Genomic DNA, 23,140 nt, shown 5'->3' with positions numbered 1-23,140 from the left:
ACCGCCTGACACCGCCAAGGCTCCATTCATGCTGCGCATCACCATTGCCCAACTCAACCCCACCGTCGGCGACATCGCCGGCAACGTGGCCCGCATGGCCGAGGCCGCTGCCCGCGCCGCGCACGAGCAGGCCGACCTGCTGGTCTTTCCCGAGCTGTCGCTGTGCGGCTACTACCCTGGCGACCTGCTGGACGAGCCCGCCTTTCGCGAGCGCCTGGAGCAAGGCTTGCAGCAGCTGCTGCAGGCCACGCGCCAGTGGCCGCAATTGCACTGGGTCATCGGCGCGCCCACGCGCGCCAGCGGGCCGGGCAAGCCGCTGCACAACAGCCTGCTGGTGCTCAAGGACGGCGCCGTGCGCCTGCGCTACGACAAGCAGCTGCTGCCCACCTACAACATCTTCGACGAGCGCCGCCACTTCGAGCCCGGTCCCGACGCGGCCAAGGTGCTGCGCATAGGCCAGGCCCAGGTGGGCTTTCTGGTGTGCGAGGACGGCTGGAACGACGCCGGTGCCGACTACGCCACCAACCCCTTCGCGCGCATGGCCGACGCCGCGCCCGACCTGGTGGTCAGCATCAACGCCAGCCCCAGCCACCTGGGCAAGCGCGAGCAGCGCCACGAGATCTTCGGCCAGGCGGCCACGCGCCACGGCCTGCCCATCCTCTACGTGAACCAGATCGGCGGCCAGGACCAGATCGTGTTCGACGGCGCCTCGTTCGCGGTGGAGCCCGGGCGCGGCGTGGTCTTCGAGGCCGAGCGCTTTGTCGAAGACCTGCGCACGCTGCAGTTCGACGACGGGCGCTTCCTCGACGCGGCCGGCCAGCCCTGCATGAGCGTGACGGCCGAAGGCCTGCCCACCATGGAGTTCTACCGCCGCCAGATCGTGCTGGGCCTGCGCGACTATGCGCGCCGCTGCGGCTTCACGCGCGCGGTGGTGGGCAGCTCGGGCGGCATCGACAGCGCGCTGACCCTGGCCCTGGCGGCCGAGGCCCTGGGCGCGGACAACGTGGTGGCCGTCACCATGCCCTCGCGCTTTTCGTCGAGCGGCTCGGTCGATGACTCGGTGATCCTGTGCCGCAACCTGGGCATCACGCTGCACGAGCACCCGATCCGCGAACTGGTCGACGGCTATGCGCGCCAGTTCGAGGCCAGCTTCGGCCAGCCGCTGCAGGGCCTGCCGCTGGAGAACCTGCAGGCACGCATCCGCGGCACCACGCTGATGGAGTACTCCAACGCCTTCGGCCACCTGCTGCTGACCACGGGCAACAAGTCCGAGATCTCGGTGGGCTACTGCACGCTGTATGGCGACACCAACGGCGGCCTGGGCCTGCTGGGCGATCTCTACAAGACCGAGGTCTTCGAGCTGTCGCGCCACATCAACCGCAGTGCGGGCCGAGAGCTGATTCCCCAGGCCATCATCGACAAGCCGCCCTCGGCCGAGCTGGCGCCCGACCAGAAGGACGAGGACAGCCTGCCGCCCTATGCGGTGCTGGACGAAATCCTCAAATACGCCATCGAGGGCCGGCACCTGTCCACCGCCGAATACGGCACGGCCGAGCGCTTTGTGACCCAGCTGCTGGGCCAACCCGGCGGTGCCGAGCTGGTTGACCGCGTCAAGCGCATGATCTTCCGCAGCGAGTACAAGCGCCGGCAGGCCCCGCCCATACTGCGCGTGCGCCCGCGCGCCTTCGGTACCGGGCGCCAGATGCCCATTGCCGCCCACTACGAATGAAGCCAGAGTGAAGCCACCGAGCCTGTTTATGCAAGAGACTGCTGCCATGGACGCCCCCACCGAAACCCCGGCCACCAGCGAGCGCGTGCACACCGCCGTGCTGATCGGGCGCTTCCAGCCGCTGCACAACGGCCACATGGCACTGCTGCGCGCGGCGCTGGAGCGTGCCGAGCAGATCGTCGTCGTGCTGGGCAGCGCCTGGCAGGCGCCCAATCCCAAGAACCCCTTCAGCTGGCAGGAGCGCGCGCAGATGCTGCGCGAGGCGCTGCCGCCGGCCGACGCGGCCCGCCTGCACTGCGTGCCCGTGCGCGACTACTACAACGAGCCGCTGTGGGTACAGGCCGTGCAGCAGGCCGTGCAGTCCTGCGTGCCCGAAGGCGCCAGCGTGGCCCTGGTCGGCCATTTCAAGGACGCGACCAGCGGCTACCTGGCGCGCTTTCCGCGCTGGCAGCTGATCAGCCTGCCGCGCCTGGGCCAGTTCGACGCCACGCCGCTGCGCGACATCTACTTCGGCGAATCCGGCGTGGACTTCGAGACCCTGGCCGCCCAGGTGCCACCCGCCACCCTGCAGTTCCTGCGCCAATGGGCCACCACGCCCGTCCATGCGCAGATGTGCGAGGAATGGCGCATGCTGGCCCGGTACCGCAAGGCCTGGGCTGCGGCGCCCTACCCACCCGTCTTCGTGACCGTGGATGCGCTGCTGCGCTGCCGTGTGCCGCACGAAGACGCGCAACAGGACCACATCCTGCTGATACGCCGCGGCCATGCCCCGGGCCTGGGCCTGTGGGCGCTGCCGGGCGGCTTCCTGGAGCCGCGCGACACGCTGTGGCAGTCCTGCCTGCGCGAGTTGCGCGAGGAGACCTGCTCCACGCTCAGCGAGGCCGACCTGCAGGCGGCCCTGCAGTCCGTGCAGGTCTTCGACCACCCCGACCGCAGCCTGCGCGGGCGCACCATCACCCATGTGCACTATCTGGATCTGGGCGTGCTGCCCTCGCTGCCGCCCGTGCAGGGCGGCGACGATGCGGCACTGGCGCGCTGGGTGGCCGTCTGCGACCTGCCCGCCATGGAAAGCGCGTTCTTCGAGGACCATTTCCAGATCCTGCGCCAGTTCCTGCCCCTTCCGGTGCAACAGCCCCTGGCGGACACGGGCGTGAAAATCGGCTAAAACCGGAGATTGCGGCGCCATCTTGCGCCGCAATACCGTTTTTCCGGGCTTCCCGTGTTCCCCCGCGATTGAATGACTACCACCCTACAAATCCGACCCGCCACCCCCGATGACGCCGAGCTCATCGTCCACTTCGTGCGCGAACTCGCCGTCTATGAAAAAGCCGAGCATGAAGTACTGGCCACGCCAGAGCATGTGAAGCGCACCCTGTTTGCCGACAACCCCGCCGTCTTCGGCCTGATCTGCCTGCATGGCGACCAGCCCGTGGGCTTTGCGGTCTACTTCTTCAATTACTCGACCTGGCAGGGCCGCCACGGCCTGTACCTCGAAGACCTCTACGTCACGCCCGAGGCGCGCGGCCTGGGCGCGGGCACGGCGCTGCTGCGCCGCCTGGCGCAGATCGCCGTCGAGAAGGACTGCGGCCGATTCGAGTGGAGCGTGCTCGACTGGAACCTGCCCTCCATCGAGTTCTACGACCGCCTGGGCGCCCTGCCCCAGACCGAGTGGATCCGCTACCGCGTGACCGGCGACACCCTGCTGGAGATGGCGCGCGAGCCGGGCTGAGGCCGGCCCCCTTTGTCTGCCTACTCGGGCTCCACGCCCTGGCGCACGGCCTGCTCGACCACCTCGCGCGTCAGCGTGGGCACGAAGGTCTCGATGAAGGCATAGGCATAGCCGCGCAGCCAGGCGCCCTTGCGCAGGCCCAGCCGCGTGGTGTTGACCTCGAACAGATGGCCGGCGTCCAGCGTGCGCAGGCCCTGGTCGCGCTCGGCATCCAGCGCCACCGAGGCGACGATGCCCACGCCCATGTCCAGCTCCACATAGGTCTTGATCACGTCGGCGTCCATGGCCGTGAGCACCACGTCCGGCTCCAGGCCCTCGCGCGCAAAGGCCTCGTCGATGTGGGCGCGGCCCGTATAGCCCTGCTCGTAGGTGATGATGGGAAAGCGCGAAAGCGCCTCCAGCGTCAGCGCCTGCTGCGACTGCAGCAGCGGGTGGCCGGGCGGCACGACCACGCCATGCGTCCAGCGGTAGCAGGGCAGCGCGACCAGGCCTTCATAGCCGGCCAGCGCCTCGGTGGCCACGCCGATGTCGGCCTCGCCGCTGCGCAGCATCTGCGCCACCTGCTCGGGCGAGCCCTGGTGCAGGTGCAGGCGCACCTGCGGATAGCGCTGGCGGAAGTCGCGCACCACATGGGGCAGCGCATAGCGGGCCTGGGAGTGGGTGGCGGCAATCGACAGCCGGCCCTGCTCGCTGGCGCTGAAGTCGGCGCCCACGCGGCGCAGGTTGTCGGCCTCCAGCATCAGGCGCTCGACGATGGGCAGCAGCGCCTCGCCGGGCGGCGTCAGCCCGGTCAGCCGCTTGCCTGCGCGGATGAAGATCTCCACGCCCAGTTCTTCCTCCAGCTCGCGGATCTGCCGGCTCACGCCGGGCTGGGAAGTGTGCAGCGTGTGGGCCACCTCGGTCAGGCTGTAGCCGCGGCGCACGGTTTCGCGCACATAGCGCAGTTGCTGGAAGTTCATGGGCAAGGCTCCGCCCGGGGCCGGTGCGGCCCGGGCCTGTGGAAGGCAAAAGCAGGAAGGGAAGAGAGAGGGGAACGGCGAGAGGCTTCAGGCCGAACAGGCCACGGCCGGCTCATCCGGAGCATCGGCCACCGCCTCGCGGGGCAGCTCCAGCAGCTCGATCAGATTGCCTGCGGGGTCGCGCGCATAGCAGCGCCGGCCCTCGCTCACGGGCGCCACCTCCAGCGCCAGGCCGCCGTGCACCAGCAACTGCTGGCGCAGCGCATCCACGTCGCTGACCGTCAGCGCCAGGTGCACCAGGTTGCCCGCCGCGCGCTCGGTGCCGCCGGACTGCCCCTTGTAGGGCACCAGATCGATGCGCTGACCGCCGGCCAGAAAGCTCAGGCCCGGACGCCCGGCAACGGTCAGTGCAGACAGGCCCAGCACTTCGCCATAAAAGCGCTCCATGGCCGCCTGGGCGCGCGCCGGGAAGGACAGCTGGACATGGTGGACGCCACAGACGATGGCCACGCCCGGCTTCATGGCAGTGCGGCCGGCAAGAGGGGAAGGCCAGGCGGGGCGTGTGGTGTGGGTCATCGAAGCGTCTCGGAAAAGAATCAGCAGCCCGAATGCTGCTGCAGGCCATTGTCGAGACAAGTCGAAAAAACCAAAAATAATAAAAATTCAGTCTGTTATTTCCAAATCATCTCAAGAGATCGAACGCCGGTGGTCGGCACGGCGCGCCAGCCATTCGCCACCGAACTGCAGCACCGACACCAGGGCCACCAGGATGACGATGACTTCGAACATCACGCGCGTCTCATAGCGCTCGTAGCCGTAGCGGATGGCCAGGTCGCCCAGGCCGCCCGCCCCCACGGCGCCCGCCATGGCCGAGGCATTGACCATGGCGATCACGCTCACGGTCATGCCGCCGATCAGGCCCGGCAGCGCCTCGGGCAGCAGCACCTGGCGCACGATCTGCGGGCGGCGCAGGCCCATGGCGCGCGCCGCCTCCACCAGGCCGCCGTCCACCTCGCCCAGGCTGACCTGGGCGATGCGCGCAAAGAACGGAATCAGGTTGGCCGACAGCGGCACCACCGCCGCCCAGGTGCCCAGCGTGGTGCCCACGATGGCGCGCGTCACCGGCAGCAGGGCCACCAGCAGGATGATGAAGGGAATGGCCCGGCCGATGTTCACTGCCGCCGACAGCCCCCGGTACAGCCGCGGCCTGGCGTAGAGCCCGCCCGGCGCCGTGGTGTGCAGCACGATGGCCAGCGCCAGCCCGGCAACGATGGCGATCAGCGAGGACGCGCCCGCCATCAGCAGGGTTTCCAGAAAGGCCTGCAGGTATTTATCGAGCGGGGGCAGGGACATGGCCAAGCAGTTGCAGTGAATCGGCGCCCAGCGCCTGTTGAAGGGAAGACAGCGCGTCCTGCGAGAGCGGGGAGAGCGACGACGGCAGATCCTGCACCGGCACGCCCACCAGCAGGCGGCCCTGCGAACGCCCGCGCATGCAGTCCAGCCCGCCCTGCAGCAAGCGGGCACGCGGGCCCAGCACTTGAAGCTGCGCCAGCGGCAGGCCCTGCTGGCTGCCGCCGTCGGCCCATCCGATGGCCAGCACGGCGACGGCCTCCGGGCCATCGGCCTCCGCCACCAGTTCCAGGTCGGCCGTCAAGGCCTGCCGCAGCGGCCGCAGCAGCGCACGCGCCGCCTCCGAGCGCGGTGCCGCAAACAGCTGCCAGACCTCGCCGATCTCCTGCAGCCGGCCCTGATCCAGCACCAGCACGCGATCGCAGACCTCGCGGATCACGGCCATGTCGTGCGTGATGAGCACGATGGTCAGCTGCAGCTTGCGGTTGATCTCGCGCAGCAGCTCCAGGATGGACTGCGTGGTCTCGGGGTCCAGGGCAGAGGTGGCCTCGTCGCACAGCAGGATTTCGGGCTCGTGCACCAGCGCGCGCGCAATGCCCACGCGCTGCTTTTGCCCGCCCGAGAGCTGGGCCGGATAGGCGCCGCTCTTGTCCGCCAGCCCCACCAGGGCCAGCAGCTCGTCCACCCGCGCGCGCACGAGCGCGGGCCGCCAGCCCGCGGCCTGCAGCGGCAGGGCCACGTTCTCGTACACCGTGCGCGAGGACAGGAGGTTGAAGTGCTGGAAGATCATGCCGATGCGCCGGCGCAGCGCCACCAGCGCGTCCTCGTCCAGCGTGGCGACATCGGTGCCGTCCACCAGCACGCGGCCGCTGCTGGGCCGCTCCAGCGCATTGATGGTGCGCAGCAGCGTGGATTTGCCGGCGCCGCTGCGGCCGATGATGCCGAACACCTCGGCACGCGCCACCTCGAAGCTCAGCGCCTGCAGTGCGTGCACGGGCTCGCCCGCGCTCCTTCCCGTGCCCGTGCCCGTGCCCGGGTAGTGCTTGCGCACGCCCTCGAAGACGATGTGCGGCCGCTGCAGCGCATCGATTGCATGGGGCTCGCCGGCCGCCGCCTGTTCCACCTTCATTGCCTTACACGCCTCAGAAGGCCGGCAGCACCGAGCCCTGGTACCTGCTCACGATGAACTGGCGCACGGGCTCGGACTGGTAGGCGCGCAGCAGGGCCGCGACCCAGGGTGCAGCGCGGTCGCGCTCGTGCACGGCAATGATGTTCACGTAGGGATTGCGCTCGCGCCTTTCGATGGCAATGCCATCGCGCGTGGCGATCAGCCCCGCCTGGTAGGCAAAGCTGTTGACGATGGCCGAGGCATCGAGATCGTCCAGCGAGCGCGCCAGCACCACCGAGGCCGCCTCCACCAGCTGCACCTTCTTCTGGTAGCTGGCGATGTCGCCCAGGCCCGCCGTGCCCTTGAAGGGGTCGAAGCCCTCGCGCAGCTTCAGGATGCCCTGGTCCTGCAGCACCACCAGCGCGCGCGTCTGGTTGCTGGGATCGTTGGGAATGCCCAGGCGTGCGCCAGCGGGCAGGTCGGCCAGGCGTTTGTGTTTTTTCGAATAGAAGGCGATGGGCGAGATGTAGGTGTCGCCGGCCGCCACCAGCCGGTAGCCGCGCTGCTGGTTCTGGTCGCGCAGGAACGGCACATGCTGGAAGGAGTTGGCCTCGATGTCGCCGTTGTTCAGCGCCTCGTTGGGGCTGGCCGCGCCGCTGATGACCACGGGCTTGACCTGCAGCCCCTGCTCGCGCGCCACGCGGGTCACCACCTCCCAGATTTCCTCGTCCACGCCGCCGCGCACGCCCACGCGCAGCGGGCCGGCCTGCGCGGCGCGGATGGCGCCTGACATCGCCGCCACCGAGGCCCCCGCCGCCAGTCCCCGCAGAAATACTCGCTTGTCCATCGCACAGTCCTTTCAAGAATCAATAGGCACCAGGGTGCAACTCACGGCCGGCCGCGCGGGCCTGGGCCTGCAGGCGGGCGAAATGCTCGGGATAGAAGCGCTGGGCCACATCCAGGTGGGAGCGCACGCGGCCCTTGAGCGCGTTCTCGCCCACATGGCTGAACAGCGGGTTGTCCGGGTCGCTCTGCGGCCCCGTGGCCAGCACGGCCAGCTCGGGCGGCAGGGTCAGCAGCGGGACCTGGCCCAGGTCCAGGCGCGGCGCCAGGAAGTAGGCGATGGAGTAGCGCTGCACGCCCGCGCGCGGCACCAGCACGCGATGCACGTTGGCGCGCAGATAGCCGTTGGTGGCCAGCTCCAGCATCTCGCCGATGTTGATGACGAAGGCCCCGTCGCGCGGCGGCACATCGACCCAGCCGGCCGGCGTCTCCACCTGCAGCCCGCCCACCTCGTCCTGCAGCAGCAGGGTCAGGAGGCCGCCGTCCTTGTGCGCGCCCACGCCCTGGCCGGCCGCGCCCAGCTCGCTGCCCGGGTAGTGGATGATCTTGATGCGGTGCGCAGGCAGGCCGCTGACCAGGGCGTCCAGCGCGCCCTCGGGCAGCTGCAGCGCGGCCACGAAGTGGCGCAGCAGCTCCAGCGCCACACCATGCGCTGCCGCCTGCCAGGCCAGCACCTCCTCGCGGAACCCGGGCAGGGCCTGCGGCCACTGGTTGGGGCCTTGCAGCCCCTTCCAGTCCGGCACGCCGGGGCCTGCGGGAATCTCGGGCGACTCCTCGCCCAGGTCGATCTGCTCGCGCTGGTCGGGCCGCTGGCGCGTGATCTCCATGCCCACGGCCGTATAGCCCCGGAAGTGCCGCGTGTTGGCAATGGCCAGCGCCTGCTTGTCGGCCAGCGGCTGCGCAAAGAATTCGCGCGCGCGCCGCTGTATGCCCTGCCATGCGTCCCGGCCTATGCCGTGCCCTTCCAGGTAGAAGAAGCCGGTGTCGCGCGCCGTGCGCGCCAGCTGGCGCAGCGCCTGGGCCTGCGTGGCCGGGTCGCGCAGGGCCTGCAGATCGATGACGGGCAGGGCCGGGGTTGCCGCTGTGGCGGCGGGCGCGTCGAGAGTGGATGCTGTCAAGGTGCTCATGCTGTGCTGCCAGGAAAGTGGGAAGGAAGGGGCGCTCAGGCCGCCAGGCGCTGATCGCGGTCTTGCTCGTGGTCTTGCTCGCGGCTTTGTTCGCGTTCGGCAGCCACCCCCGCCTGGCCCTGCGCCTGCTCCAGCGCCTGCGCCAGGTCGGCCAGCAGGTCCTGCGGGTGCTCAATGCCTATGGACAGGCGCACCAGCCCGGGCGCAATGCCCACGCGCGCCAGCTCCTCGTCGCTGAGCAGGCTGTGCGTGGTCTCGGCAGGAATGGCGGCCAGCGACTTGCTGTCGCCGATGTTGACCAGGCGCAGGAACAGGCGCAGCGCGTCATAGAAGGCACGCGCCGCCCGCCGGCCGCCGCGCAGCTCGAAGCCCAGCAGCGCCGGCACATGCCCGCCGCGCAACTGGCGCAGGGCCAGCGCGTGGTCGGCGTGGCCACTCTGGCTGGCGTGGTGTATGCGCTCCACCAGCGGATGGCGCTGCAGGAAATCGATCACGGCCAGCGTGTTGCGGCTGGCGCGCTCCTGGCGCAGGCCCAGCGTCTCCAGGCCCTGCAGCAGCAGGAAGGCGCTGTGCGGCGCCAGCGCCGCGCCGCAGTTGCGCAGCAGCACGGCACGGGCCCGCGCGATGAAGGCCCGGTCGGGAAATTTCTCGGTGAAGACAAAGCCCTGGTAGGCCGGCTCGGGCGCGCTGAACTGCGGGTAGCGCCCCGCGTGCGCCACCCAGTCGAAGCGGCCGCTGTCCACGATCAGCCCGCCCAGCACATTGCCGTGGCCGCCGATGGCCTTGGTGGCCGAATGCACGACGATGTCGGCGCCCCAGTCGAAGGGCCGCAGCAGCAGCGGCGAAGCCACGGTGTTGTCCACCACCAGGGCCACGCCCGCCGCATGGCTGATGTCGGCCAGCTGGCGCAGGTCGGCAATGCCGCCCGATGGATTGCCCACGGACTCCACGAACACGGCCTTGGTGCGCGGCCCTATCGCCCGGCGCAACGCCTGGAAATCATCCTTGGCCACGGCCGTGCTCTGCACGCCGCGCGAGGCCAGCACATGGGCGATGAAGTTGTGCGTGCCGCCATACAGCTGCGAGGCCACGACCACATGGTCGCCCGCACTGGCCAGCGTGGCCAGCGCCACGTCGATGGCGGCCATGCCCGAGGCCAGGGCCAGCGCGGCCACGCCGTCTTCGAGAGCCGCAATGCGCTGCTCCAGCACCGCCAGCGTGGGGTTGGCCGTACGCGAGTACACATCGCCCTCCTCCACCAGGCCGAACAGGTTGGCGCCGTGCTGGGCGCTGTCGAACACGAAGGAGGTGCTCTGGTAGATGGGCACGGCCGCGCTGCGCTGCTGCTCGCGCCCCCGGTAGCCGGCGTGCAGGGCCTGGGTGTCCTGCTGCCACAGCGCATCGCTGGCTGCGTCGTGCGGGGCGGACTCGGTGCCGGTCGCTGAGGTCATGCATGGACTCCGTATGAGTGGTCGATGCAGCCCATTATTCGAAGCCCGCGCCCTGCGCACTACGAAGAAAAACGCGTTCGCTTATTCGGTTTGCGCATGTCGCCGGGCCGCGCCCTTCCTAGTTGCCACGCACATATGGATGCGCGTTTTGCGTCGTTGGAAACACGGCACTCAGCGGACAGCATCGGCAGTCCCGAAACTGCTTTGGAGGGAGTTCCATGACCCGCAAGACCCAGACCGAGATCGACAGGACCCAGGACAGCCGCTGCGCCCATGGCGCCGATTGCGGTGCTTTCGGGGCGCTCGATGCTCCCGAGGCGACCGAGCCCTCGCTCTCGCGCCGCGCCCTGATCCGCGCCGGCGCCGCAGCCGGCGCGCTGGGATCGGCCGCCTGGTTCAGCGGCCGCGCCGGGGCGCAGCCGCGCCAGAAGATCACCTTTGCCTGGAGCCAGGCCAGCTTCTGCCATTCGCCCATTCCCGTGGCGCTGGAGCGCGGCTTTTTCGAGCGCAACGGCCTGGACGTGGAGCTGCTGAACTGGGGCGGCTCGGCCGACCAGTTGCTGGAGGCGCTGGCCACGGGCAAGGCCGATGCGGGCGCGGGCCTGATCCACCGCTGGATCAAGCCGCTGGAGGCGGGGCTGGATGTCAAGCTCATCGGCAGCGTGCACGGCGGCTGCCTGCGCCTGGTCGGCCTGAAGTCGGCCGGCGTCACGCTGGACCCCAGGACGCTCAAGGGCAAGACCATCGGCGTGGCCGATCTCAACAGCCCGGCCAAGCAGTTCTATTCCATCCACCTGGCCAAGCGCGGCCTGGATGTGGACAAGGACATCGAATGGCGCGTCTACCCGGCCGACCTGCTGGATGTGGCCGCCAAGAAGGGCGAGATCCAGGCCATTGCCGACGGCGACCCCAATCTCTACCTGATCGAGAAACGCAACCCCGGCACCTTCCTCGAACTGGGCAACAGCGCCAAGAACGAGTACGCCGAAAGCATTTGCTGCGTGATCGGCGCAGGCGCAAAGTTCGCCCGGGCCAACAAGCCCGCAGCGGCCAGCGTGGTGCGCGCGCTGACCCAGGCCTCGGACTACATCGCCGAGAACCCCAATGAAACGGCGAAGATCTTTGCCAAGTACTCGCCCAAGGTGCCCGTCGAAGACCTGCAGCGCCTGCTGGCCGAGCTGACCTTCAAGCACCATCCGCACGGCAAGCCGCTGCGCGACGAGGTCCAGGCCTTTGCGGCCGACTTCCGCACGGCCGGCGTGCTCAAGAAGCAGACCGACCCTGGCCGCTTTGCCAGCCACATCACGCTGGACGTCCTCGCATGAGCACCGCAAGACCACGCTGGCGCCTGGGCGCCACGGATGCCGCACCCGGCCTGGAACGGGAACAGGCGCAGGACTCGCGCAAGGCAGGCCCCTGGCGCACCGGCCTGCTGGCCGCCGCCGCCTGGGCCGGCCTGGGCATGCTGACCCTGCTGTGGCCCAACAAGGAGATCGGCTTCAGCGAATGGGCGTTCACGCAGGAATTCGGCATTGCCGCCCTGGTCGTGGCCCTGTTGCTGCTGGCATCGGCCGTGCTGCCTGTACGGCGCGTACGGCGGGTTGATCGCTGGCTGCGCCCGGCCGGTGCCTGGCTGGTGGCGGCACCACTGCTGCTGGCGCTGTGGGAGACGCTGACGGCCAAGCTCGGCGCGCTGCCGCCGCCGTTCTTCGCACCACCGCAAAGCCTGATCGACGTGGTCCATGAGGACTGGCAGCGCCTGGGCCTGTCCACGCTGTATTCGCTGCGGCTGCTGCTCAACGGCATCGTGTTCGGCGCGGTGATCGGGTTTCTCACGGGCGTGTGGATAGGCTGGTCGCGCATCGCGGGCTACTGGGTGCATCCGCTGCTGCGCTTCCTGGGGCCGGTGCCGGCCTCGGCCCTGCTGCCGCTGGCCTTTTTCTTCGCGCCGTCCAGCTACTCGGCAGCCGTGTTCCTGGTGGCGCTGGCCACGTTCTTTCCGGTGGCCGTGCTGACCTGGTCGGGCGTGGCATCGGTCAGCAAGAGCTACTACGACGTGGCGCGCACGCTGGGCGCATCGCCCTGGTTCCTGGTGCTGCGCGTGGCCATCCCGGCCGCCCTGCCCCAGGTCTTCGTGGGCCTGTTCATGGGGCTGGGCGCCTCGTTCTCGGTGCTGATCACGGCCGAGATGATGGGCGTCAAGGCCGGCCTGGGCTGGTATCTGCAGTGGGCCCAGGGCTGGGCAGCCTACGCCAACATGTACACGGCGCTGCTGGTCATGGCCGTGCTGTGCTCGGGCCTGATCACGCTGCTGTTCACCGTGCGCGACCGCACGCTGTCGTGGCAGAAGGGAACCGTCAAATGGTGATTGCCGCAGAACACGCCGCCAACGCCGCAGCCACGCCCGCCATCGCCGGGGCGGCCCTAGCCGGCGCGGCCATCGATGTGCAGGCCGTCAGCCACTGGTTCGGCCAGGGGCAGGGCGCGCTGCAGGTGCTCGACGAGGTCAACCTGCAGGTGCGGCCCGGCGAGTTCGTCGCCCTGCTGGGCCCCAGCGGCTGCGGCAAGTCCACGCTGCTGCGCCTGGTGGCCGGGCTGGACGCGCCCACGGCCGGCGCCGTCGCGCAGGACGGCACGGCCATCACCGAGCCCGATCCCTCGCGCATCGTCGTCTTCCAGGACCCCACGCTGTTTCCCTGGCGCACGGTGCGCGGCAACGTGGCCCTGGGCCTGCAGGCACGCGGCCTGCTGGACAGCCAGGCCCACCGCATCGACGAGGCCCTGCGCCTGGTGGGGCTGGAGGATTTCGCGGACAGCCATCCCCACCAGCTGTCGGGCGGCATGGCACAGCGCGCGGCCCTGGCGCGCGCCCTGGTCAACGACCCGCGCCTGCTGATACTGGACGAGCCGCTGGGCAAGCTCGACTCGCTGACGCGGCTGGCCATGCAAAGCGAGATCCTCAAGATCTGGCAGCGCGCAGGCTTTTCCGTGCTGCTGGTCACCCACGATGTGGAAGAGGCCCTCTTCCTGGCCCACCGCGTGCTGGTCTTCAGCCAGCGACCCGCCCGCATCGTGGCCGAGATCGATGTGGACCTGCCCTACCCGCGCCAGCGCGGCCATGCCCGCCTGTCCGAGCTGCGCCACGAGGCCCTGCGCCACCTGGGCCTGGACCAGACCTGGTAGCGCCCGCATCCGATGCAACGCAGCGACTCCCCCGACTGGCTCAACCCCTTGATCGGCGCCATGCAGCAGGCCCAGGTCGGCCTGCTGCAGCTGCTGCATGGCCTGGGCCTGGCCGGCACGGTGGATGGGCAGCCCGCCTGGCCCTGGGCCCTGCGCCTGTCCGGCGAAAACCTGCTGATCGACCTCGGCCAGGCCCGGGGCATGCTGTGGTCGCTGGCGGCCGTGGCCACCGCCATCGTTTTGCTGTTGCTGGTCCTGGTGCTGCGCCGCATCCGCCTGCCGGCCCTGGTGCTGACCGCGCTGGCCGCGCTCGCCCTGCTGCTGGCCCCCTGGCCGCGTGCCGACCTGATCCTGGTGCCCGCGCATGCCACCAGCTTCCATGCCTCGCCCACGGGCTTCAGCGTGGAGAGCATTGCGCGCGGCGGCGCGGTCTATGCCCAGCACTGCGCGGCCTGCCACGGTGCCGATGGCCGGGGCCACGGCCCGCTGGCCGCCAGCCAGCCGGTCTGGCCCCCCAACTTCACCAGCCCGCTGCTGTGGCGCCGCGCCGATGGGGAATTGCTCTGGGCCATTCTTCATGACCGCCGCCCCGTGGAGTCTGGCGACGGCGCACGGGCACACGGCCAGGCCGACCGGCTGTCCAGCGACGACGCCTGGGCCCTGATCGACTTCATGAAGGCCCGCGCCGCAGGCCAGATGCTGCAGATCGCCGGCAACTGGCCCTATCCCGTGGGCCTTCCCGACATGGCCGTGCAGTGCGCAGGCCAGCCCGCACGCCGCCTGAGCACCTGGCAAAGCCGCCAGCAGCGGCTGAGGGTGGTGGCAGGCAGCGGCCCGGTGCAGGAAGACCCGCGCCTGGTCAGCCTGCAGCTGTCGCCCGATGGCGGCAACCGCGCCGCCAGCGCCCTGGACTGCACCGTCAACGACCCGCGCGCCTGGCAGGCCATGGCCCTGCTCAGCGGCTCGGAGCAGCTGCAGGGCATGCAATGGCTGGGCGACCGCAGCGGCTGGCTGCGCGCGCTATCGCGTCCGGGCGCCCAGGGCTGGTCGGAGGACGACCTGGTCTGCCGCACGGACACGGCGGCCAAGACCACCTCCGGCACTGGCGCAGTGGCCGATGGCCTGGGCGCGCTGATTGCACGCATGGACGCCGAGCCCGTGCGGTTCATCAAGGGTGGGTTTGTGCATTGAACGAGCCATCCTGGGTCCGGGGCGCTACAGCCTCAGCGTCTCGGCGCGAACTTGCTCCTTTTCATCGTTCAGACGCCTTGTTTCTCTGATCTGCGGCGACCTGCTTTCGCCTGGCAGCGAATGTGGCCTCAACTTCCTCATTTGAATGACCCAGGCCAGCGCGCATGCAAGCACGGGCGGCTTCGACCTTGAGGCGCAAGGCTAAATCAGCAACGTCTACGCACAACGCGGCTTGCGGTTGCATCGAGTGAACGAGTTCCTTGGACATGGTGCTCTCCTATGTGATCAAGCCCTTGCGCCCCATTCGCAACTTGCACTTGCCAATGCATCAAGCAAATCAGGACTAGTTGCAAGCAAGGCCTCTTTCTATATTCGCGCCTCGACGGCGCCCGGCTTCCATGGGCCGCCGCTGCGCACGACACTACTGCGGGGACCCCACCCCTGCCTGACTGACCCACAACAAGGAGAGACTGCGATGACCGATCTCACCATCAACGGCAAGACCGTTTCCATGGACCTGGACCCCGAGACGCCCATTCTGTGGGCCCTGCGCGACACGCTGGAGATGACCGGCACCAAGTTCGGCTGCGGCGCGGCGCTGTGCGGCGCCTGCACGGTGCACATGAATGGCCAGGCCATACGTTCCTGCGTGACGCCGATCTCGGCGGCCGCGGGCCAGAAGATCACCACCATCGAGGCCATGACCTCGGGCTCCGACCGCGTGGGCACCGCCGTGCGCGATGCCTGGGTGCGCCACGACGTGGCCCAGTGCGGCTATTGCCAGAGCGGGCAGATCATGAGCGCCACGGCCTTCCTCAAGTCGCTGCCCAAGGGCAAGAAGCCCAGCGGCGAGGAGATAGACGCGGCCATGGCCGGCAACATCTGCCGCTGTGGAACCTATGCACGCATCCGCACGGCCGTGGCCGATGCCGCGCGCACCCTGGGCTGAACGGAGAACGCCGCATGCTGACCACCTTCAACCCCGCCGAACTGCCGCGCGCCCTGCAGCACATCCTGGACCGTGACGAGGCCGCTGCTGCCATCGCCGACGCGCCAGCCCTTGCACAGATCCCCCGCCGCAGCTTCCTCAAGATCGCCGGTGCCGGTTCGCTGGCCCTGGGCGTGTTTCCCGCCATGGCGCAGGCGCCGGGCAAGGGCGAGGCTGCCGGCCTCAAGCCCACCGAGCAGCCCGCCTCCTTCGTGGAGATCTCGCCCAGCGGCGAAGTCACCGTGGCCATCAACCGCCTGGAGTTCGGCCAGGGCGTGCACACCGCCCTGCCCCTGGTGCTGGCCGAGGAGCTGGACACCGACTGGAGCAAGGTCCGCGCACGCCTGGGCGGCAACGATGCGGCCTATGCCGATCCGCGCTACGGCATCCAGATGACGGGCGGCTCCACCGCCCTCAAGCACAGCTACACCCAGTACCGCGAGCTGGGCGCCCGTGCGCGCGCCATGCTGGTGGCCGCCGCCGCCGCGCAGTGGAAGGTGGACGCCGCCACGCTGCGCACGCGCGAGGGCTTCGTGCTCGGCCCCAATGGCAAGAAGCTGTCGTATGGCGAGCTGGCCCAGGCCGCCATGGCCCAGCCCGTGCCGGCCACCGTCGTGCTGAAGAATCCCAAGGACTTCCGGCTGATCGGCAAGCCCACGGGCCGCATCGACGCCCGGGCCAAGAGCAGCGGCCAGCAGAGCTTCGGCATCGACATGCACCTGCCGGGCCAGCTGACGGCGGTGATTGCACACCCGCCCGTGTTCAAGGCACAGCTGGCCTCGCTGGACGACGCTGCGGCGCGTGCCGTGCCCGGCGTCAAGGCCGTGCTGCGCGTACCCGTGGACGGTGGCGGCGAAGGCGTGGCCGTGATCGCCACCGGCTACTGGCCAGCGCGCAAGGGCCGCGAGGCGCTGAAGGCGCAATGGAACACAGATGCCGTGGAGAAGGTGGACAGCGAACGCCAGCTGGCCCAGTACCGCGAGCTGGCCGCGCAGCCCGGCGCACGCCACTTCGATGCCGACATCTCGGCGCTGGACAAGGCGCCGCGCCATATCGAGGCCGAGTTCAGCTTCCCCTACCTGGCCCATGCGCCCATGGAGCCGCTCAACTGCACGGTGCAGATGGGCGAGACCGGCGAGGCGGGAGCCGACCTCTACCTGGGCACGCAGTTCGCGGGCGTGGACGGCATGGCCGCCGCGCGCGTGCTGGGCCTCAAGCCCGAGCAGGTGCGCGTGCACGTGCAGATGGCCGGCGGCGGCTTTGGCCGCCGGGGCGTGGGCACCAGCGACTACGTGGTCGAGGCCTGCCAGGTGGCGCTGGCCGCGCGCCGCGCCGGCCTGAACGCTCCCGTGCGCATGGTCTGGAGCCGCGAGGACGACATCAAGGGCGGCTACTACCGCCCCATGCACCTGCACCGCGCCAGGATCGGCTTCGACGAACGCGGCAAGGTGCTGGCCTGGGACCACGCCATCGTGGGCCAGTCCATCACGGCGGGCACCATGTTCGAGGGCGGCATGATCAAGAACGGCATCGACGCCACGGCCGTGGAGGGCATGCGCGAGCCCTATCCGCTGCCCATGCGCCTGACCGTGCACCACCCCAAGGTCAACGTGCCCGTGCTGTGGTGGCGCAGCGTGGGATCGACCCACACGGCCTTCGTCATGGAAACGCTGATCGACGAGATCGCGCGCAGCAGCCGCCAGGACCCCGTGGCCTACCGCATGCAGATGTTCGGCGACAAGCACCCGCGCCATCGCCTGGCCCTGCAGCTGGCCGTGGACAAGAGCGGCTACGGCAAGCGCCAGCTGCGCGCGGGCCGCGCCTGGGGCGTGGCCGTGCACGAGTCCTTCGACACGGTGGTGGCCTATGTGGTGGAGGCCTCGGTCAAGGACGGCCGCCCGGTGCTGCACAAGGCCACGGCCGGCGTGCACTGCAACCTGGCCGTGAACCCGCGCACCATCGAGGCGCAGGTGCAGGGCGCGGCGCTGATGGGCCTGTCCATGTGCCTGCCCGGCGCGGCGATCACGCTCAAGGACGGTGTGGTGGAGCAGAGCAACTTCGGCGACTTCGCCGTGCCGCGCATCACCGACATGCCCGAGATCGCCGTCCACGTCGTGCCCAGCGCCGAGCCGCCCACGGGCATGGGCGAGCCCGGCCTGCCGCCGCTGGCACCGGCCTTCGCCAACGCCGTGGCGCAGCTCACGGGCAAGCCCGTGCGCAAGCTGCCGTTCGACCTGGCGTGATCGAGCTGGCCTGATCCCGGTCAGCCCCCGGAAAGGGCGGCGGCACCTGCGGCCGCCGCCCTTTCCAGTTCTTCCAGGGTCAGCACATAGTCCGGGCAGTCCTGCAGCCGCTGCACGGCCAGGTCGATGAAGGCACGCACGCGCCGGGGCAGCGCGTCGCGGCTGCCGTAGTAGACATGCAGTCCGATGTGCTCGCTGACATGCGCCAGCAGCACGGGCACCAGGCGCCCCGCGCGGATGTGCTCGGCCGCGCAGATGTTGGACAGCTGGCCCAGCACCTGGCCGGCCAGCACGGCATGCAGCTCCAGCTCGGCATCGTTGGTGGACAGGGCCGGCTGCAGGTAGCGGTGCGTGAGCTCGCCATCGACCGGCAGGTACCAGGGCATCACCGTGTCCGTGGCCGCATGGCGGAACATGCTGCAGCGATGCGCGGCCAGCTCGTCCAGCGACCGGGGCACGCCATGGCGCTGCAGGTACTGCGGCGCCGCGCAGACGATGAGCTGCACGGGAAACAGCCGCCGCCCGATCACGCTTTCATCGGGCGAGGCGCCGATGCGAAACCCCGCATCGACCCGGTCCAGCACCCAGTTGCCTATGCCGTCGTCCAGCCGCACATCGGGGACGATGCCCGGGTGCAGGCGGCAGAACTCATCGAGCAGCGGCATCAGCACGGGCGCAAAGCAGGACTTGGGGCCCACGATGCGCAACGGCCCCGCAATGCCCTCGCGGCTGTCGCGTGCCAGGTTCAGTGCGCGGTCCAGCGCGGCCAGCGCCGGCTGGGTGTCCTGCAGGAAACGCTGGCCCTCCTCGGTCAGCGCCAGGCTGCGCGTGGTCCGGTGCAGCAGGCGCACGCCCAGGTGCTGCTCCAGATGGGCCACCGCCTGGCTGGCGGCCTGGGGGCTCACGCCCTGGGACAGCGCCGCCTGGCGCAGGCTGCCCAGCTCGACCGCCTTGGCAAAGGTGGCGATGGCGCGCAGTTCATTGATGGGCATGGTGCGGAAATCCGGTATTCGTGGGCTGACAGTGCCGCAGTATCCCGCCTTTGCGCATGCCCTGCCCGCGGCTTGTGGGGCAAGCTAGCGCCCCTGGCGCGCCAGCCACACGCCGGCTGCCGTCAAGGCCATGCCTGCCAGCGCCAGGCCGCCCAGCGTCTCGCCGAACATGGCCCAGGCGATCAGGGCCGTGGCCGGTGGCGTCAGGTAGAACAGGCTGGCCACGTGCACGGCGCCGCCGCGGCGTATCAGCAGGTTGAGCAGGCTGACCGCGCCCACGGACAGCACCAGCACCAGCCAGCCCAGCGCAAACAGGAACTCGCCGCTCCAGCGCACCTGCATGGTTTCGGTGGCCAGGGCCAGCGCCCCCGTCGCCACCAGGCACGGCAGGTACTGGATGACCGAGCCCGTGCGCAGATCAAACGAGGGGCAGAACCGCTTCTGGTACAGCGTGCCGGCCGTGATGCCGGCCAGCGCCACCACGGCCGGCACCAGCATGGCCAGCAGGGCATGGACCGGCACCGAGGCGATCTTGCCCGCCACCACCAGGGCCACGCCCGTGAAGCCCAGCGCCAGCCCGGCCCACTGCCGGGGCCGCACGGACTCGCCCAGCAAGGTGCCGGCCACCAGGGCCGTGATCAGCGGCTGCAGCCCCACCACCAGGGCCGTCACGCCCGAAGGCAGGCCATGGGCGATGGCCGTGAACACCCCGGCCAGGTACACGCCATGCACGAACAGCCCTGACACGCCAATGTGCAGCCACTGCCGTGCCGAACGCGGCCAGGGCGCGCGCAGCACCAGGGCCACCGCCGCCATCAGCACCAGGACGATGGCATAGCGCAGCGTCAGAAAGGTCAGCGGCTCCACATAGGGCAGGCCGAACTTGGCGCCGATGAAGCCCGTGCTCCACAGCAGCACGAACAGCCAGGGAAGCAAGGCGGCCGCCATGGCGGGCGGCGAGGTTTTTTGGGTCATGGAGCGGATGCGCAAGACGATAGGGGCGGCGCCAGTGTGTCATGCCCCGTGCGCCAGGGGCTGCGCGTGGCAAACCACCGCACCAGGCAGTCGCGCAGCGCCGTCATGGCCGCGCTGCTGAACGCCGCCGAGGGCCGCACGAAGTAGATGCCCGAGGCGCCATCCAGGCGCCATTGCGGCAGCACCCGCACCAGCCGGCCTGCGGCCATGTGCTCGCTCATCAGCCAGTCGCCGCCGGCCAGAATGCCCACCCCCATGACGGCGGCCGTGAGCAGTGCCTCGCTGTCATTGCTGACCATGGGGCCGCGCACCAGCACGGTGTGCCGGGCCTGGCCCTGCGGTACATCGCCCGATGCGCCACCGTGCACCAGCTCCCATTGCGGAAACGACTGCAGTCCCGTGAAGCCCAGGCAGCGGTGCGCCGCCAGATCCTCGGGGTGCACCGGCGTGCCGTGGGCCTGCAGATAGGCGGGAGCGGCGCCCAGAATGCGCTGGTGCCCGCCCAGCCGCAGCGCCACCAGTCGGCTGTCCGCCAGCCGGCCTATGCGCACCGCCGCGTCGAAGCGCTCGCCCACGATGTCCACGAAGCGGTCCGCATACTCCACCTCCAGCACGATCTGCGGATGGGCCAGCGCAAACTCGGCCAGCAGCGGGCTGAGCCAGCGCCGCCCCATGGCGGCCGGCAGCGACAGCCGCAGCCGGCCCCGCGCCTGCGAGGCGCCCTGGGCGGCCTCCTTCTGGGCATCGGCAATCAGGCCGGCCGCCTGGCGCACCTTGTCCACCAGGCGCAGGCCCTCGTCGGTCAGGTGCAGATGGCGTGTGCTGCGCTCCACCAGCCGCACGCCCAGCCGGGTCTCCAGCGCGTTCAGGCGTTTGGACAGCACGGACGGATGGCGCAGCAAGGCCCGCCCCGCCGCAGCGAAGGAGCCTTGTTCATGCAGCGCCACCAGGGCCGCCAGTTCATCGGCGTGCTGGCTGTCCAGAAGGTTCATGGGGTCAGGATGATCGCACCTTGGGAGCGTCCCTGCTCCAGATCGCCATGCGCCTGCGCCACCTCCGCCAGCGCATACCGGCGCCAGACGCTTGGCACGATGATGCCGGCCGCCACGGCGGCCAGCACGTCCCGTGCGCGCTCCTGGTACTCGGCCGCCGTGGCCGTGTGCGCGGCCAGCGAGGGGCGCGTGAGGAACAGCGAGCCCTTGGCATTGAGCGTGGCCACCGAGATGGGATCGGGCAGGCCGGAGGTCGCGCCGAAGGACACCAGCAGGCCGCGCGGGCGCAGGCAGTCCAGCGAGGCGCCCAGCGTCGTGCGGCCGATGGGGTCATAGACCACGTCGGCCTTCAGGCCCCCGGTGGCCTGCATCACCTGGCCCGGCAGCGTGGCCGCATCGAACACGAAGACCTCGTCGCAGCCGGCAGCGCGCGCACGCTCCACGCTGGCCGCCTTGGACACCACGCCGATCACCAGGGCGCCCAGGTGCCTGGCCCAGGCGCACATCAACTGGCCCAGCGCACCGGCGGCACCATAGATCACGATGCGGCTGCCGGGGCCCACGGCATGGGTGGTCTTGAGCAGGTACTGCGCCGTGATGCCCTTGAACAGCACGGCCGCCGCCGCGTCGTCAGGCAGCGCATCGGGCAGCTTCACCAGGCGCTCGGCCGGATACAGGCGGGCGCTGGCATAGGCGCCCAGCGGCCCCGTGGCGTAGCCCACGCGCTCGCCCACGGCCACATTCGTCACGCCCTCGCCCACGGCGGCCACCCGCCCCGCGCCCTCCAGCCCCAGGCCCGAGGGAAAGGCGATGGCGACAGCGCCCTTGCGCTGGCTCACGTCCAGCGGATTCACGCCGATGGCGGTCTGCTCCAGCCAGACCTGGCCGGGGCCGGGCGCCTGCACCTCGACCGGCTCCAGGCGCATGGCGTCGGGGGTGCCTGCGGCGTCCATGCGGACCTTGATCAATGGATTCATCTCGCTGCTCCGTGAAATGGGTGCAGCGTAGAAGAAGCGATTGACGGCAGCAATAGGCCGGCGTGCAGTTCACTGCTGCATGGGGTGCAGCAATGACCACGAACCAAGGCGCTCGCTGCCCACGCTGCCCATCAGAAGTCGTGCCGGATGCCCAGCTCGAAGGCCGTGGAGGCGCGCCCACCAAAGTAATTGGCCGCGGCCGGATTGCCGCTGACTGCCGCACCCCCGGCAATGGCGAAGGCCGCACCATTGCGGTTGGACATGCGGGCCGCATGCGCGTACAGCGCCGTGCGCCGCGACAGCGAGTGCACATAGCCCAGCGCCCACAGGTCGGCATCGCTGGCGCTTTGCGCCGCCGTTGCGCCGGTCTGGTCGGCCTTGACGTAGCTGAGCTTGACCACGCCGCTGCCCACGGGAACGCTCATGCCCACCAGGGTGTTGACCGTGCGGTCCACGCCATGCACCCAGCGGCGCTGGGCCAGGCTGGCCTTGAGCCAGCCGAAGTCGTAGGAGACACCGTAGCTCTGGTCCTTGAAATGGATGCCGCTCAGGGTGTTGCGCGTGGTGAACTGCGCGCCCGCCACGTTCCAGCCCGCGCCCGCCCAGCCCAGCCGAAAGCCGTTGCCGCGCGTCTGGCCTGCCGCCGTGGCGCCCTTCTCGCCCAGGGTGGCGATCAGGCTGCCGGACACGCCCTGCAGCCCGCCCAGGCCGGCCGGCAGGAAATACTCCACCGCATTGCTCACGCGCAGCGTGGGATTGGCAGCCTGCGACTCCGGCGCCGTGCCGAAGGCCTGGCCCAGCGCGCGGGAAGCCGTGAACGAGCGAAAGCCATTGGCGCTGCCGATGCCCAGCGTGGCAAAGGGATCGAAGCCGCTCCACACCAGGTGCGTGGGCACCCAGTCCCGCCCCAGCCGCAGCTCGCCCCATTGCCGCGAGGCCAGGCTGACCGTGGAGCGCCGGTCCCAGAACGGGCCGCTGGCGCCCATGGCGCCGGTGTCGGCCAGCAGGCTGCCGTCCAGGTAGAAGCCCGCGCTCAGGCCGTCGCCCAGGTCCTCCTGCCCCCGCAATACCAGCTTGCTGGTGGAGTTGGCGCCGCTGGCCTGCGAGGTGACCGTTCCCAGGCCCTGGTTGCGCACCTGCCTGACGCTCACATCGACGGTGCCCGAGATCGATACCGAGGACTGCGCGCCCGCATGCGCGGCGGCCAGCCCCAGCGAGGCGGCCAGGGCCTGGCGTATGAAAACCTGCATGTTGTCTCCTTGTGATTTTTTGCTTTGCTTTGCTCTTTGCTCTTTGTTTTTCT

22 protein-coding genes are annotated in these 23,140 nt (G+C 70.0%); 9 read left to right on the top strand and 13 right to left on the bottom strand.

From position 1 onward, the window contains the following. Window positions 1-28 precede the first annotated feature (28 nt). The 3 genes from KDK82_RS00830 (at window position 29) to KDK82_RS00820 (ending at window position 3,458) form a co-directional block, all read left to right on the top strand. Window positions 29-1,729, top strand: a complete 1,701-nt coding sequence (locus KDK82_RS00830; protein WP_043822172.1) for an NAD+ synthase — start codon at window positions 29-31, stop codon at window positions 1,727-1,729. A gap of 46 nt (window positions 1,730-1,775) precedes the next feature. After that, the gene (locus KDK82_RS00825) at window positions 1,776-2,894 is read left to right on the top strand and encodes a bifunctional nicotinamide-nucleotide adenylyltransferase/Nudix hydroxylase (protein ID WP_088163754.1); all 1,119 of its coding nucleotides are present in this window, start codon (window positions 1,776-1,778) and stop codon (window positions 2,892-2,894) included. A 72-nt stretch (window positions 2,895-2,966) separates the two neighbouring features. After that, the gene (locus KDK82_RS00820) at window positions 2,967-3,458 is read left to right on the top strand and encodes a GNAT family N-acetyltransferase (protein WP_088163752.1); all 492 of its coding nucleotides are present in this window, start codon (window positions 2,967-2,969) and stop codon (window positions 3,456-3,458) included. 20 nt (window positions 3,459-3,478) lie between these two features. On the opposite strand, the gene KDK82_RS00815 is transcribed toward KDK82_RS00820, so the two are convergent. The 7 genes from KDK82_RS00815 to KDK82_RS00785 all read right to left on the bottom strand — a co-directional run bounded on the left by KDK82_RS00815 (window position 3,479) and on the right by KDK82_RS00785 (window position 10,296). Then, window positions 3,479-4,417 (bottom strand): CysB family HTH-type transcriptional regulator, encoded by a 939-nt coding sequence (locus KDK82_RS00815; RefSeq protein WP_013800726.1) that lies wholly within the window; start codon window positions 4,415-4,417, stop codon window positions 3,479-3,481. An 87-nt stretch (window positions 4,418-4,504) separates the two neighbouring features. Beyond that, window positions 4,505-4,993 carry a VOC family protein gene (locus tag KDK82_RS00810; RefSeq protein ID WP_179217829.1) on the bottom strand — a complete coding sequence of 163 codons (489 nt, stop codon included), beginning with the start codon at window positions 4,991-4,993 and terminating at the stop codon, window positions 4,505-4,507. 111 nt (window positions 4,994-5,104) lie between these two features. Further along, window positions 5,105-5,770 carry a methionine ABC transporter permease gene (locus tag KDK82_RS00805; protein WP_013800725.1) on the bottom strand — a complete coding sequence of 222 codons (666 nt, stop codon included), beginning with the start codon at window positions 5,768-5,770 and terminating at the stop codon, window positions 5,105-5,107. After that, a complete protein-coding gene (locus tag KDK82_RS00800) occupies window positions 5,748-6,896 on the bottom strand; it encodes a methionine ABC transporter ATP-binding protein (protein WP_088163748.1) in 1,149 nt (382 codons plus the stop codon). The genes KDK82_RS00805 and KDK82_RS00800 overlap by 23 nt, the downstream gene beginning before the upstream one ends. 13 nt (window positions 6,897-6,909) lie before the next feature. Beyond that, a complete protein-coding gene (locus KDK82_RS00795; RefSeq protein ID WP_088163746.1) occupies window positions 6,910-7,722 on the bottom strand; it encodes a MetQ/NlpA family ABC transporter substrate-binding protein in 813 nt (270 codons plus the stop codon). A gap of 19 nt (window positions 7,723-7,741) precedes the next feature. After that, window positions 7,742-8,845: an isopenicillin N synthase family oxygenase gene (locus KDK82_RS00790; RefSeq protein WP_047326487.1), complete on the bottom strand. Its 1,104-nt coding sequence runs from the start codon at window positions 8,843-8,845 to the stop codon at window positions 7,742-7,744. Window positions 8,846-8,880: 35 nt separating this feature from the next. Then, entirely contained in the window at window positions 8,881-10,296 is a 1,416-nt protein-coding gene (locus KDK82_RS00785; RefSeq protein WP_088163744.1) for an O-acetylhomoserine aminocarboxypropyltransferase/cysteine synthase family protein, read from the bottom strand. A 218-nt stretch (window positions 10,297-10,514) separates the two neighbouring features. On the opposite strand from KDK82_RS00785, the gene KDK82_RS00780 reads away from it, so the two are divergent. From KDK82_RS00780 to KDK82_RS00765, 4 genes are read left to right on the top strand one after another with little or no spacing between them, the layout of a single operon-like run. Then, the gene (locus KDK82_RS00780) at window positions 10,515-11,621 is read left to right on the top strand and encodes an ABC transporter substrate-binding protein (protein ID WP_088163742.1); all 1,107 of its coding nucleotides are present in this window, start codon (window positions 10,515-10,517) and stop codon (window positions 11,619-11,621) included. Further along, on the top strand, window positions 11,618-12,664 hold the full coding sequence (locus KDK82_RS00775) for an ABC transporter permease (RefSeq protein WP_088163740.1): 1,047 nt from the start codon (window positions 11,618-11,620) through the stop codon (window positions 12,662-12,664). Before KDK82_RS00780 ends, KDK82_RS00775 begins: the two co-directional genes overlap by 4 nt. Beyond that, window positions 12,658-13,479 (top strand): ABC transporter ATP-binding protein, encoded by an 822-nt coding sequence (locus tag KDK82_RS00770; RefSeq protein WP_088163738.1) that lies wholly within the window; start codon window positions 12,658-12,660, stop codon window positions 13,477-13,479. Before KDK82_RS00775 ends, KDK82_RS00770 begins: the two co-directional genes overlap by 7 nt. A gap of 12 nt (window positions 13,480-13,491) precedes the next feature. Beyond that, window positions 13,492-14,670, top strand: a complete 1,179-nt coding sequence (locus KDK82_RS00765; protein ID WP_088163736.1) for a c-type cytochrome — start codon at window positions 13,492-13,494, stop codon at window positions 14,668-14,670. Window positions 14,671-14,731: 61 nt separating this feature from the next. On the opposite strand, the gene KDK82_RS00760 is transcribed toward KDK82_RS00765, so the two are convergent. Continuing rightward, complete coding sequence (locus tag KDK82_RS00760) at window positions 14,732-14,938, bottom strand: hypothetical protein (protein ID WP_088163734.1); 207 nt, start codon at window positions 14,936-14,938, stop codon at window positions 14,732-14,734. Window positions 14,939-15,145: 207 nt separating this feature from the next. Between KDK82_RS00760 and KDK82_RS00755 the strand changes: the two genes are divergently transcribed. Continuing rightward, a complete protein-coding gene (locus KDK82_RS00755) occupies window positions 15,146-15,619 on the top strand; it encodes a (2Fe-2S)-binding protein (RefSeq protein ID WP_012207419.1) in 474 nt (157 codons plus the stop codon). 14 nt (window positions 15,620-15,633) lie between these two features. Further along, window positions 15,634-17,901 (top strand): xanthine dehydrogenase family protein molybdopterin-binding subunit, encoded by a 2,268-nt coding sequence (locus KDK82_RS00750; protein WP_088163732.1) that lies wholly within the window; start codon window positions 15,634-15,636, stop codon window positions 17,899-17,901. A gap of 20 nt (window positions 17,902-17,921) precedes the next feature. Here KDK82_RS00750 and KDK82_RS00745 read toward each other — a convergent pair whose 3' ends face one another. The 5 genes from KDK82_RS00745 to KDK82_RS00725 form a co-directional block, all read right to left on the bottom strand. Beyond that, a complete protein-coding gene (locus tag KDK82_RS00745; protein WP_088163730.1) occupies window positions 17,922-18,893 on the bottom strand; it encodes a LysR family transcriptional regulator in 972 nt (323 codons plus the stop codon). Between the two features lie 84 nt (window positions 18,894-18,977). After that, window positions 18,978-19,868 (bottom strand): DMT family transporter, encoded by an 891-nt coding sequence (locus KDK82_RS00740; RefSeq protein WP_012207422.1) that lies wholly within the window; start codon window positions 19,866-19,868, stop codon window positions 18,978-18,980. Next, window positions 19,865-20,860 (bottom strand): LysR family transcriptional regulator, encoded by a 996-nt coding sequence (locus KDK82_RS00735; protein ID WP_043822138.1) that lies wholly within the window; start codon window positions 20,858-20,860, stop codon window positions 19,865-19,867. The genes KDK82_RS00740 and KDK82_RS00735 overlap by 4 nt, the downstream gene beginning before the upstream one ends. Further along, entirely contained in the window at window positions 20,857-21,837 is a 981-nt protein-coding gene (locus KDK82_RS00730) for a quinone oxidoreductase (RefSeq protein WP_088163728.1), read from the bottom strand. Before KDK82_RS00730 ends, KDK82_RS00735 begins: the two co-directional genes overlap by 4 nt. 131 nt (window positions 21,838-21,968) lie before the next feature. Next, window positions 21,969-23,087, bottom strand: a complete 1,119-nt coding sequence (locus KDK82_RS00725; protein WP_016445488.1) for a porin — start codon at window positions 23,085-23,087, stop codon at window positions 21,969-21,971. Between the last annotated feature and the right edge of the window lie 53 nt (window positions 23,088-23,140).

The organism is Delftia sp. K82 (assembly GCF_002193035.1).
Classification (GTDB): Bacteria; Pseudomonadota; Gammaproteobacteria; order Burkholderiales; family Burkholderiaceae_C; genus Comamonas; species Comamonas acidovorans.
The sequence above is the reverse complement of the archived record's forward strand: the minus strand, read 5'-3'. Positions and strand labels throughout refer to the sequence as shown.